Origin of the sequence: Chamaesiphon sp. VAR_48_metabat_135_sub (assembly GCF_031418915.1) — a bacterium.
Classification (GTDB): domain Bacteria; phylum Cyanobacteriota; class Cyanobacteriia; order Cyanobacteriales; family Chamaesiphonaceae; genus Chamaesiphon.
Genome location: NZ_JANOJV010000196.1, coordinates 1 through 12,489, shown reverse-complemented (window position 1 = coordinate 12,489; position 12,489 = coordinate 1). Strand labels below are relative to the sequence as shown.

10 protein-coding genes are annotated in these 12,489 nt (G+C 46.3%); 2 read left to right on the top strand and 8 right to left on the bottom strand.

The window, feature by feature from the left end; all coding sequences use genetic code 11:
- From RMO55_RS14225 to RMO55_RS14205, 5 genes are all read right to left on the bottom strand, one after another.
- Window positions 1-293 (bottom strand): Hpt domain-containing protein (locus RMO55_RS14225; RefSeq protein ID WP_310427502.1); only part of this gene is annotated, 293 nt, incomplete at its 3' end.
- Window positions 294-445: 152 nt separating this feature from the next.
- Window positions 446-3,757, bottom strand: a complete 3,312-nt coding sequence (locus tag RMO55_RS14220; protein WP_310427500.1) for a methyl-accepting chemotaxis protein — start codon at window positions 3,755-3,757, stop codon at window positions 446-448.
- Window positions 3,758-3,876: 119 nt separating this feature from the next.
- A complete protein-coding gene (locus RMO55_RS14215) occupies window positions 3,877-4,365 on the bottom strand; it encodes a chemotaxis protein CheW (RefSeq protein ID WP_310427499.1) in 489 nt (162 codons plus the stop codon).
- Between the two features lie 110 nt (window positions 4,366-4,475).
- Complete coding sequence (locus tag RMO55_RS14210) at window positions 4,476-4,838, bottom strand: response regulator (RefSeq protein WP_310427498.1); 363 nt, start codon at window positions 4,836-4,838, stop codon at window positions 4,476-4,478.
- Window positions 4,839-5,009: 171 nt separating this feature from the next.
- Window positions 5,010-6,281 (bottom strand): response regulator, encoded by a 1,272-nt coding sequence (locus tag RMO55_RS14205; RefSeq protein WP_310427496.1) that lies wholly within the window; start codon window positions 6,279-6,281, stop codon window positions 5,010-5,012.
- 353 nt (window positions 6,282-6,634) lie between these two features.
- Here RMO55_RS14205 and RMO55_RS14200 point away from each other — a divergent pair, with 353 nt between their 5' ends.
- Entirely contained in the window at window positions 6,635-7,189 is a 555-nt protein-coding gene (locus RMO55_RS14200; RefSeq protein WP_310427494.1) for a chemotaxis protein CheW, read from the top strand.
- 181 nt (window positions 7,190-7,370) lie between these two features.
- Complete coding sequence (locus RMO55_RS14195) at window positions 7,371-8,801, top strand: caspase family protein (protein WP_310427493.1); 1,431 nt, start codon at window positions 7,371-7,373, stop codon at window positions 8,799-8,801.
- A gap of 290 nt (window positions 8,802-9,091) precedes the next feature.
- Here the strand turns inward: RMO55_RS14195 and ilvA are convergent, their stop codons facing one another.
- The 3 genes from ilvA to RMO55_RS14180 all read right to left on the bottom strand — a co-directional run.
- Window positions 9,092-10,609 (bottom strand): threonine ammonia-lyase, biosynthetic, encoded by a 1,518-nt coding sequence (ilvA, locus tag RMO55_RS14190; RefSeq protein WP_310427491.1) that lies wholly within the window; start codon window positions 10,607-10,609, stop codon window positions 9,092-9,094.
- Window positions 10,610-10,873: 264 nt separating this feature from the next.
- On the bottom strand, window positions 10,874-11,914 hold the full coding sequence (locus RMO55_RS14185; protein WP_310427489.1) for a chemotaxis protein CheB: 1,041 nt from the start codon (window positions 11,912-11,914) through the stop codon (window positions 10,874-10,876).
- Window positions 11,915-12,033: 119 nt separating this feature from the next.
- Window positions 12,034-12,489, bottom strand: a 456-nt coding sequence (locus tag RMO55_RS14180; protein ID WP_310427487.1) for a response regulator, incomplete at its 5' end; no start/stop codon positions are given.

The following is a 12,489-nucleotide window of genomic DNA, read 5'->3' as shown; positions in this document are numbered from 1 at the left end:
ACTGTCGCCAGCATTAGCTGCTCGATTTGAGCATCGGGCGCAGCCGCCTTGCCATACTGAATAATCTTGAAATAATCCTCCAGATGGTGGCCAAGACCCGCGAGCGTCTTGTAACCCATCATCGCCGCACCACCCTTGATCGAGTGTGCCGCCCGCAGGAGTCCATCCAACTGCTTGTCAGCAACTGCACCAGTACCCAGTCCCAGCAGCCCCGATTCGAGGGTATCCAAATAATCCGTCGCTTCGTCCAAAAATTGGAGTTTGACTTGTTGTTCTTTATCTGAGTTAATCATCGGTGGTTTGGGTTTCGGAATGCTTTTGGGAGGAGGGTAGTGGATCGTGGATCGTGAATAGTGGATCGTGAATAGTCAAGATGAGGACGCTTGCGTCCTGATTCAGAGCTAAACCACTAAATCACGATCCACTATCCACTATCCACTATTCACTAATTCCGGTCATCAACTTTAAACTTACCTACCGAAGCCTGGAGTGCTTGAGCGATGGTAACTGTTTGTTTGAGTGAGGTGGATACTTGTTTGGAAGAGTCGGAGGTCTGTTCGGAAATCAGGGCGACTGCTGCCATATCTACTTTCACTGCTTGGGAAGTTTCCACTTGATCGATCGTCGCTGTCGAAATCGATTTGAGGAAACTATCCATTTGATTGGATAGTTCGATAATCTGCTTCAAACTGGTTTTGGTTTGTTCGACAGATTGGGTACCTTCAACTACCTGAGTGGTGCTGAGTTCCATTGCTTGAGCTACCGCACTGGTTTCTCTTTGAATGGTTTCGACGATTTTTTCGATTTCTTTGGTTGCTGCGGCGGATTGGGCGGCTAGTTCCCCAACTTCTTCGGCTACAACTGCGAAACCGCGTCCTTCTTCACCCGCCCGAGCTGCTTCAATACTGGCGTTAATCGCTAGTAAGTTGGTTTGGAGGGCGATTTGGTCGATCAATCCGGTTACTTTAGAAATCTGTTGGGAAGATTCACCCAGGCGTTTTACTTTCTTGGCAGTTTCAGAGATGGTTTCGCGCAGTTGGAGAATACTTTGAACTGTCCGATCCATTGCTTGTCCGCCGATCTCGGCTGTGGATGCCGCAGATGTTGCGACATTTGCAGCTAAACGGGCATCTGTTGCCACCGATTGAATCGAAATGGTAACTTTTTCGATTTTTGCCAAAGTCTGCTGAATTTGGTCTGCTTGCTTGGTTGCGGCATCAGTTAGCAGTCGAACTTCGGATTCGTTGTCACCAACGGAGCCGTTTACTTCCCCAGCCGCTTTTTTCACGGTGGTTACAATTTCGCGGAGACTTTCAATAATCGAGTTAAAGAAGTCACCGACGATCGCGATTTCCCCGTCGCTGATTTCCGATCGAACCGTTAAGTCACCATCGGAAGCCCCTTCAATTTCCATCAATAACCGCAGCAATTCTTTTTGGCGACTTTCGTTTTCTTTTTGAGATTTTTCGGCACGTTCGCGAGACTGTTCGGCTTCGTAGTTACTCCGCTCGGTCGCCGCATAACCACCCAAACAGGAAGCAATTGGTAAAGCGAACTCAGTCAGGTACTCAGTTTCCCATTCTTGCCACTGATGGATATTGCCACAGTGGTGTGCCACCATCAATCCCAGCAAGTTGGTACCTTGGAGAATCGGCACGACAAGATTGGATTTGATTTGGAGCTTGGTCAGTAATTTTTTGTGATCTGGATGATAATCACTACCCATCACATCTTCAGTAGCAATAGTGCGACCCTTACGGTATGCCTCCATTAGCTCCTGGGGAATACAAGCATCTTCAATTCGATCGCCCAAGGCATTGGCAAATCCTGGCAGAACTGCTTCGCCAACGATATGACCGCCAAAGCTGGGGAAAAAGCGATAGATGACCACTCGATCGGCTTTAAGTTTGGCACGACTTTCTTCGAGAATATAGGCTAGAGGTGTTGCCATTTCCTGGGTCGTTTGAGCGCGGGAAATACTCGATAGCAATTGTTCGCGGACGGCTTTATCTCTCTGTCTGGTCGCGTCGAGTTGTCCGCGTTCGGAGATGGTGAAACCACTGAGGGAGATGCCGATTTGTTCGGCAAATTTATTGAGATAGATCGTTTCCCACTCTTGCCAAGCATGAGTATATTGGCAATGGTGAGCGATTAATAGTCCCAGTAAGTTACCATTTTGGACGATCGGCACGATCAGATTTGCTTTGATATTGAGCCGAGCTAATAAATCTTTGTGATCGGCATGATAGTTGCTATCGCTGACATCATCATTGGACATCGTTCGCCCTTTGGCATAGGCTGAGAGCAACTCTTCAGGAATACAGGGGTCGTTAACCTGTTCTTTAATCGCACTGTAACTGCCAGCTCCATATGACTCCCCCGCAATATAACCGCGATTGTCAGCCATAAACCGATAGACAACCAATCGATCGACTTTGAGGATTTCTCTGGCTTCGAGCAGGACTTGAGACAATGGTGATTCTAGATCTGTCAATGTCCGTGCGCGGGAGATTTCTGCATACAATTCCGTCCGCTTGGTTTGCTCGGATTGTTCCATCAATAGTCCTTGAATCTGGTTTGCCATCAGGTTGATGTTGCCACCCAATTTGCCAATTTCATCTTCACTAGTGACTTCTACCCGACTATTAAAGTCACCTTGACCGATTTTTTCGACCGCTCTAGCTGCTGCTTCGATCGTTTTGGTCGATCGATTAGCAATTAAACCCGCCAAACCAAATGTCAATGAGCTGGTGATACCCGCTCCGATCAGAATGTTCGTTAATAATCCCGATAGAGTAGCATAAGCCACATCTTCATCGATGACACTGACTACCGTCCAAGGTAACTGTTGCATCCCATCGAGCTTACCAAAGTTAGCCGCCGTCAGCAGTTCAACGTGGTCGCCGCGATCGTTAACATTCCCAGAAGTCTTGCCATCGAACTTGACTTGATGCTCGATTAGCATCCCCGTCTCCCGTGCCTTAATTAAATCTGCATCCTCAGTCTTATTGGTATAATCCCCATTAGAACTGATAAAGATCTTACCTGTCCGATTATCGGAAATATGGTAGTCTTCGTGCTTGGATTGAAAATCTTTGAGCGGTGCTGCTAATCGATCGACAGGTGTTCTCGTCCGTACTACCCCAACAATTTGACCAGTGCTAGTATCTTTAATTGGAGCAGCAAAGAATACAGAAATTTTACCAGTATATTTACTGGCTTCTGGTGATGAAATAACTGTTTTACCTGTTTTCAAAACATCCTGAAAATACTGACGCTTAAGATGATTGATTTTGGTTAATGATTCTCCTTTGCTCTGAGAGATCAACTTACCTGTTATGTCAAAAATCGCAATACTATCATATACTTGATAACTATTGACATATTGATTTAAGAGGCTATCTTTAGACTCTGAAGGAGTAAGTGCTGCTAGTTTTGGATTGGCGAAAATTGGTTGTGCTGCTAAAATTTCTACGTCACCATTTCGCTCGAACACAAAGCGATTGAGTTTGTCGGCGATTGCTGCTGCACGAGTTTTTTGAGTTTGGACTGTCTGCGCTCTCAGCGCGTTATCAATCTGGGAATAGCTCAATGTCCCAATTGTGGCGATCGGTCCCAATCCCAGGGCGATCGCTAGCAATGTCACTTTTGTTTTGACACTCAGCTTACCCCATTTTGAAGTATAGTTAACTGAATTAGTTGCTAATTCAGCACGATCTGCATTGTTGAATTGAGTTATTTCGTTAAACTGATTCATAAGATAGATGAAGTGATTTTATATAATTAGTTGGTTGGGATCTGTTCTCAGCACATAGAAAGAGCGGGGAGCTGTCTTAACAAAATGGTGCCCTAATTTCCGCTTTAAACTTTCAAATTTCAATTATTTAAAACTTTTGTATTAATAATTGCTTGAGGATCTAGCACTAATATTAATTCTTTCTCCTGTAAGATCCAGCCGCTTAAATAAGGGGTAAAAGCTGGGTTGAAACTACCAATTGGAGATTCAATCTGTTCTCGGGCAAATCTGATTACTCCTTGAATCGACTTCACTGCCACAGCCAGGGGTGTTTGCCCGACCTTGAGCAGCGCGATATCATAGCTATGGGCGTGTCTGTCGATTGGTTCTAAACCCAGAATTTCAGGGAGATCGACCAACCACAACAAGCTACTACGCCGATTGAATAAACCTAGTACTGGTGATGGGAGATTGGGAATTACCGAAACTCTCCCCGCTGGTAGCACGATCGCTTCCTGGGTTTGCAGCATCGGCACCACTGCACTGGTTTGGCTGTCGAGTTGAAACCGCAGAAACATCTCGTCAGTAGTTTTGTTCGATCGTTTAGTTGGGGATGCAGTAACACTCATCGAGGGGATAGGGGATAGGGGATAGGGGATAGGGGATAGGGGATAGGGGATAGGGTCGGAATTTATGGCAATTTGCGATCCACTATCCACCATTCACCATTCACCATTCACTAATTAGATACTGATTTAACTGCGTTAATAATGTCCTCTTGAGAATAGGGTTTTGTGACATAGACATCGACACCTTGTTTTTTGCCCCACAATTTATCTAAATCTTGGCCGCGAGAGGTACAGGCAATTACGGGAATTTGTTCGGTATCGGGATTCTTTTTCAAAGTACGGCAAAATTCAAACCCGTTCATCCCTTCCATCACGACATCAGTAATGACAATATCGGGTTTTTCTTTAGTAACTAAACTCAGCCCATCTTTAGCATTATCTGCAGACACAACTTGATAGCCATTATCTTTAAGATAAAGAGTCATTAGCTGCATTTCCGAGGGAGTGTCTTCAACAATTAAAATCTTCACCATTTTCTCAATTTCCTTTAAATATCTAATTTGAACTGTGTTTATTGTTCTTGGTCATCAAAGATCGACTATTCACTTTCAACTGTCTTGAAAAGGTGCTCCACTTGCGGAGTGCGCCTTTGTGGGTTCCCCACAGGCCTTTGTCACCCGCCCAGTAGCACTTTTCGCTTTCCACTAATTGTGCTCTGCCATCAAATGTCTGGACACCATTTCAATTAACCCCGCTTGAGTAAAAGGTTTAGTCATATAGTCAGTCGAGCCAGCCATTTTTGCTTTAGCCCTGTCGATAATGCCTGTATTTCCCGTTACCATCACAATCGGAGTCTTTTTAAACGCTGGATGTTTGCGCAACATCGAACAGAGCTTATAGCCATCGATCGTCGGCATTCCCACATCTAATAAAATGATGTCAGGATTGATCCGAATAATCTTCATTAAGGCTGTCCCCGAATCGATAATTGGAAATACCTTGAAACTATCGCCGTCTAAAAAGCGATTGATTTCTCGTAAAATTGTCGGACTATCATCCACACAAGCAATCTTGTAGGTAGTTTGTTCGATTAAGTCTCCAGTGGCTGGTACCAGCCCATCTGTTTTCTCAGCAACAGCAGCGAGTGTTGCTGTGACTGATTGCGTCTCATCAAAGCGATCTTTATCATTAATTCCGGCGGTGTAATAGAATTTGTGTAGTCGATCGAATGGTGGTTGCGGCGGACGCAAACCGACAATCTTATTATTAATCAACCGATGGAGGTTATTAGCAACTGTCAGCTCATCTTGCTTGAGCAGCAACGACAACTGTCGAAAGCTAAATCCCATCAAAATTTTACTCAACTTTGCCTTAACTTCTGGCGTGAGCAATGGATGCTCGACATTAATCAGATAGGGTCGTTGATACGGTGATTGAATTGCTGGTTGCAATGCTTGCCAAGCTTGCAGTTCTGTTTGGCACTCTTTGGTAACAAACAGGAAATTGCCACTCCACCAAATCGGAAAAGAGGTTTCCCGTACCACCAATTCGCTAGTACCGGAAGTCAGCAATAGATATGATTGCAGTACTTCTTTGGTAATACTCTTGACTAATGTCCCTGCAGTTTGCTCGGTAATGTGTCCTTGGGCGATCAGCCAGCGAATTGCTTGGTAATCGAGACTAGGATAAGTGGCTTCTAAACTACCTTCTTTCAACTGTTCTCGCAAATCTGTGTACACCTGATTAGCCAAGATAACTGGGCTAATTCGACGCAGATGTTGTTCGAGCCGTTCGATCGGTTCGAGCGAGTGATTGGCGTAGAATAGTTTACCTTCGTAAAAATACAGCAGCCAAATAATGTCATTAGACGAGATCCGCAAACAACCTTTAGCCTGGGAAGTAGCTAACTGTTCTAGTAATTTAATGGGATTTAGTGTTCTTTCGGTATCAGCAACGCTGCTAGAACCCTGGTTCATGGCTCAAACTCATAGCTTAGTGGACTTTATGTATAAGGCTCGAAAATATCAACAATGTTGGTGGATACGTTTATGGATAATTGGCATTTAAGGTCTGTCCTATTTATCTTTCCCCACAGAGATCGAAAAAATCACATTTGCTCACAATAAATTGCCAGTTATAGCTTTTAGGGGGGGGGTTCGGGTGTCAGATGTTGGGTGTCAGAAAGTGGCAAGGGGATCTTTCGGTATATTTAAGTTTTGTCACCTCTGCGAATCCCAAATCTCCCTAAAAATAGCAACTTAAGTCAATTTGGTAACTTTTCCCCTCAGTGGTGGAACTATAGATAGTAATATCGATCGATAAAACACTTATGGCTATTTACTCTCCGTTGCGATCGCGGCGATTGGCGGCGCAGCAAACAGAAGCAACTCAACGCTCGATCGTGTTCAAGCTCTGGGCTGAAACTTTTGCCATCCCATTCGATCGAGTTCACAAAGTTACCACGCTCGATGCAGCAGGGGAGAAGCTCGGTCAACGACTGTATGGAGACCCCAATGATACTGGATTCAGTTTGACTACCTATCAAGGTCGAGAATTGGTTGTTATCGATGTGGGATATCAGATTTTTGGCAAGTCACAACAGGCATTGCTACCCACTCAACCGATAGATCGTGAAATCGTCTCTACGCGCAAATCCGATCTCGTGAAGTATCTATTAATTCTCCATCTCAATGACGAAGAACAGATCGGATTGCCGATCGATTCACCACCGAGTATCCAATCGATTCAGCTTTCAGCATTTCAACCGCTCCCAGCCATCTATCGACAGCACAGTAATATTCACTGTGTCCGTGCGATGTCGATCGACCAACCAGATCGACCATCGATCTTTTTATTAGATGTAGACTCACTGGGGAAAGGTTAAGGGTGTGTTGGGGTGTTGGGGTGTTGGGGTGTTGGGTGTTTATTACTCCGTTACTCCGTTACTCCGTTACTCCCATACTCCCCCACTCCCATACTTCCCGCTCCCCCCTCAATCTGGAAGTAGTCAAACTGACGTTAACGCTGGTCGCTTGCTAGAATAGTAGTATCGATCTAATTCCACTTTGATAATTGACGATCGTTATGCATCTGTCACTATATTAATTCTTCACCTTCATATGGCAACTCAGGCGTGTATTTCGATCGGGATTAATCAATATCAGTTTTTGCCACCACTAGGCTATGGAATGGCGGATGCGGTGTCAATAGAGCAGTTTTTTATCGATGCGGCTGGTTGGAACCAGTCCCAGTGTTTGCTTTTGACCGATACTTCACCCAAGGCTGGGAATAAATCTACTTATCCCGATCGCGAAAATATCAACCGTTGGATCAAGCAGTGGTCTTGGGATAAACTCCATGCGGGGGATCTGTTATGGTTCTTTTTTAGTGGCTGTGGTGTGAGCTTTGAGGATGAAGATTATCTCGTCCCGATCGATGGTAAACCAGACGATATTCCCAACACTTGTATCTCGATCCGCCAACTATACCAACAGTTTCGCGAGATTGGGGTCAATGCTTTAGTCTTTCTCGATGCTAACCATTCTCAGCATCTATCTCTTGGTAATGGAATTGGTCGAGTTACCGCCAAACTCGCTCAAGAATATCAAGTTCCCACTTTTCTCTCCTGTCAAAGTCATGAACTATCCCACGAAGATGCTGGATTGGGACATGGATTATTTACCACCGCATTGTTAGAGGCTCTAAATTATCATCCCGATCTCAATCTCGACATCATCGATGATTATCTAACTAGCCGATTGGCAGAACTGAGCGAACACCACTGGAAACCCTTACAAACTCCCCTATCGATCGTCCCGACAGGTGTCTCGGCTTATCGTCCAGTTTTTTCGGCGACTACTCAATCCTCGATCGCGACTACGATACCGGAAGTAGTCTATACCCCGCCCACGCCACCCCCATTCGGTCGAGATGATAGCTATGCAACTTATAAACCCCCCACCCCCAGCGTGGTAGTCTTCGCACCGGAAACAGTGGGAACTGGGGCGATCGTCAGAAAATCTCAGCCGACATCTCGGCGCAAAAAGCAGTCCCCTTTGGCAAAAATTGGTTTTCTCCTGACAGCACTAATTGTTGGTGGCGGTGCGATTCACTTGCTCAAACCTCAGTCACCTTCGAGCAATGAATCGATCGTCCGACCTGTAGTCGATAATTCAACAGAGGACCCTCGCCAAACCACTACAGAGCAAGCCTCTCAGCTATCACAAGTGAAGCTTTTTGTCAAGCCAGGTGATGCAACTTCTCGCTATGTCGCCATCTTAGCCGCTCGCAAAATCCCCCCGACGACACCAGCCGCCGCTGCTGAAATCCAACAGTCGATCGAACAGTGGTCTCAAGAAATATATCTCATCGCCCACGGCTACGCTAGCAAAAAAAATTGGCAACTGGCGATCGACACTGCTGTCATGGTACCCCAAAATGTTTCTAACCATTCTGAAGTTCGAGCTTCGATCGCCCAGTGGCGGGGGAAATTGTAGGATTCGGGGTTCGGGGTTCGGGGTTCGGGGTTCGGGATTCGGGAGTAGAGGGATAAAATTTTTAAAGGACGCTTGCGTCCAAATCCCGACACCCCAAAGCCTCTTGTAAAGGGGCTTTTGCTCCCTCCCCTGCTTGGTGCGCTAAACTGTCGGGGAACCCGAACAGTACGCGCATCCGCTTTATAAGGGGAGGGTTGGGGTGGGGTAATCGGGACTACGCAGCAACTTAGATAACTTGTGTATACACCCAACACCCAACACCCAACACCCGACACCCGAATTCCGAATCCCTAACTCAAAAACAATTGATAAGCTGGATTAGTGCGTTCATCCCAATAACGGTATGGGGTGCGATCGAGGAAATCATACCACTCTTTCATTTCAGAGGGGGGAACCTCAATCCCGATTAAAATTCGGCCATAATCGGCACCATGATTGCGATAGTGAAATAGACTGATATTCCAATCGGGATTCATACTATTGAGGAACTTCGTCAGTCCGCCAGTGCGTTCTGGAAATTCAAACCGATAGAGGAGTTCATCTTGCGCCACAGGCGAACGTCCGCCAACGAGGTGTCGCAGATGGAGCTTTGCCATCTCATCATCGGTAAGATCGAGCGTATTAAAACCCTCAGCTTCTAATTTAGCAATAATAGTTGCCGTATCAGCCCGATTTTGGACTTGTACGCCGACAAAAATATGCGCTTGGGTCGTATTTGCCATCCGGTAGTTAAATTCGGTCAGATTATGCGTCCCCAAACAGGTACAAAAGCGGCGAAAACTCCCCCGCTCTTCGGGAATAGTCACTGCTAAAATTGCTTCCCGACGTTCGCCAACTTCCGCGCGTTCGGCGACAAATCGCAGCCTATCGAAGTTCATGTTCGCGCCACAAGCTACAGCCACCAGAGTTTTGTCCTGAATACCCTCACGTTCGATATAAGCTTTCGCACCCGCGATCGCCAGCGCACCCGCAGGCTCTAAGATCGATCGAGTATCCTCGAACACATCCTTAATTGCCGCACAAATATCATCGGTATCGACTAAAATCACCTCATCTACATACTTTTGACACAGGCGGAAGGTTTCTACTCCCACTTCCTTCACCGCCACCCCATCGGCGAATAAACCCACTCGATCGAGTTTAACCCGTTCTCCCGCTTTGAGCGATCGACTCATGGCATCTGCATCGACAGGTTCCACCCCAATAATCTTCGTTTCAGGGTACAGCCGCTTCACATACGCCCCAATCCCCGCAATCAATCCACCCCCGCCAATCGCCACAAAAATCGCCTGAATCGGCTGCTGATATTGACGCAGAATCTCCATGCCAATCGTCCCCTGTCCTGCAATGACATCAGGATCGTCAAAAGGATGAATAAACGTTAAACCCCGCTCTGCCCCGAGCTGACAGGCATGGGCATAAGCATCATCATAGGTATCACCCCATAAGATGACTTCTCCGCCTCTAGCTGCGACCGCATTTACCTTCATTTGCGGGGTCGTAACTGGCATCACAATCGTGGCAGTAGTACCCAACCGTTTAGCCCCCAAGGCGACACCCTGAGCATGATTCCCTGCTGAAGCGGCAATGACTCCGCGTGCGAGTAGTTCTGGCGGGAGTTTTGCCATCTTATTATAGGCACCTCTGAGCTTGAAGGAGAAGACTGGTTGCATGTCTTCCCGTTTGAGTAAAATCTGATTTTTCAGCCGTTCCGAGAGGATGGGCGCGCGATCGAGCGGTGATTCGATCGCTACATCATAGACAGCAGCAGTGAGGATTTTTTGGAGGTAATCAGGATCGCTAGACATGAACGGGGTAAGTTTGGGTTGATCTAGATCTAGTCTACGATCCTTCTGCTGGTTCGGCTGGTTTATCGGTACCGATCCAGCAATTCTCATTTTAAAACTCTTGCACTATTTCAGTGCTTCGATCTTTAGCCGAATGGAGTAACTGTTTAATCTTAGACCTTTTTCTAATCACTCTCCCCGCTCTCTTGAAAAGGTGCTCTACTTGCCCGTACTACCGCAAAAGTCCGGCCTTTGTTCCCTGAGAGTGGAACTTGCAAATATTTCCTAATTCACCGCAATTTTGCTAACCAAAAAAGGTGCGATCTCTGACAGACTGAGAACGTGTCCGACAGCACCTGAAGCGATTGCGAGTTTGGACATCCCAAAGACCAGACAACTCTGTTCGTCTTGGGCGATCGTCATCCCGCCAGCAGCTTTGACAGATTCAGTTCCCGCAACTCCATCGGTACCCATCCCCGTGAGCAGAATACTCGCACTAGAGCAACCATAGACCCGCGCTACCGATCTAAATAATGCATCGATCGAGGGACAAGTCCCTGTAGATGCCGTAAAGTTACTATAGATAAATTGACCCTGAGCATCAAATTCTAAATGCGATTTTTCCGGTGCGAAATAGACTGTTCTTGGTGCAGGCATTTCACCAATTTGAGCGATTTTAATGGTGAGTTGGGAGTCTTCTTTCAACCAACTAATTAAGCCATTCAAAAATCCGTCCCCGATATGTTGAGCACAAAAAATTGGGATCGGGAGATTGTGAGGGAGTGCTGTAATAATTTTCTGAATTGCTTGGGGTCCACCTGTCGATGCACCGATCGCGATCGCGCCTAGAGTTCCAGGATTGTGGATGTTGGTGCTAGCAATATTGGGTGTTAATGTCGCAGGATCGGGTCTGACTTTGACAGTCACATGAGAGAGCATTTTAATTTTAGCAAGAAGCCGATGCTTGACTTGCTCATATTCGGTATAGTCCCCACTCGTGGGTTTGGGGAAAATATCGACGGCACCTGCTTTAAGTAATCCAAAGATATTCCTAGTATCGTCTTCCTGGACTGAATTACTAATCACTAAAATCGGTCGCGGGAATTTTTCCATTACCTGTTTGGTAAGTTCCAATCCATCGATCGGTGCCATGTGTAGGTCGGTACAAATCACGTCAGGATTGACTTTTGGAATTAGTTCTAAAGCCTCTTGTCCATTCTTTGCCGTACCGACTACTTTAACTTCTGAAGTGCTTCTGAATAGACGCTGGAGTAATTCGAGCGCAATTAGGGAATCTTCAACGAGGAAAACTTTGATAGGTGACATTGTAGGGGGTAGGGGATAGAGGGTAGAAGGTAGGGGAGTTGGGGAGTACGAGAGTACGGGAGTGCGAAACACATCCACACCCCAACACCCCCACACCCCAACACCCACCCCCCAATTCCCTAGTTTAGCGGTCTTGCTTTCACAGTCATTCCAGAGAGTAGTTTGATTTTAGAGAGGATTTTTTGTTTGAGGGCTTCGTACTCAGCATACTCACCACCTAGCGGTTTGGGGAAAATATCGGAAGCTCCAGCTTGGAGCAGTGCGAAGACATTTTTGGTGTCATCTGATTTGACTGAGTTGCTGAGGACGAGAATCGGACGGGGGAAATTCGCCATTACTTGTTTGGTGAATTCCAATCCATCCATTATGTCCATGTGGAAATCGGTACAGATCACCGTAGGATTGAGTCGAGGAATCATCGCCATTGCTTCTTGTCCATTCCGCGCCGTACCGACAATTTCCACTTCGGGAGTGCTTTTAAATTGACGTTGCAATACTTCCATTGCTACGGGTGAGTCTTCAACTATGAGAATTTTATTAGGGGCCATAATTTGGGGGTTGGGGGTAAGGGGTAG

Bases quoted from the DNA above. Each gene is read 5' to 3' on its own strand.
- RMO55_RS14205 (WP_310427496.1), bottom strand. From the start codon at position 6,281: ATGAACCAGGGTTCTAGCAGCGTTGCTGATACCGAAAGAACACTAAAT.
- RMO55_RS14210 (WP_310427498.1), bottom strand. From the start codon at position 4,838: ATGGTGAAGATTTTAATTGTTGAAGACACTCCCTCGGAAATGCAGCTA.
- RMO55_RS14185 (WP_310427489.1), bottom strand. From the start codon at position 11,914: ATGTCACCTATCAAAGTTTTCCTCGTTGAAGATTCCCTAATTGCGCTC.
- RMO55_RS14220 (WP_310427500.1), bottom strand. From the start codon at position 3,757: ATGAATCAGTTTAACGAAATAACTCAATTCAACAATGCAGATCGTGCT.
- RMO55_RS14200 (WP_310427494.1), top strand. From the start codon at position 6,635: ATGGCTATTTACTCTCCGTTGCGATCGCGGCGATTGGCGGCGCAGCAA.
- ilvA (WP_310427491.1), bottom strand. From the start codon at position 10,609: ATGTCTAGCGATCCTGATTACCTCCAAAAAATCCTCACTGCTGCTGTC.
- RMO55_RS14215 (WP_310427499.1), bottom strand. From the start codon at position 4,365: ATGAGTGTTACTGCATCCCCAACTAAACGATCGAACAAAACTACTGAC.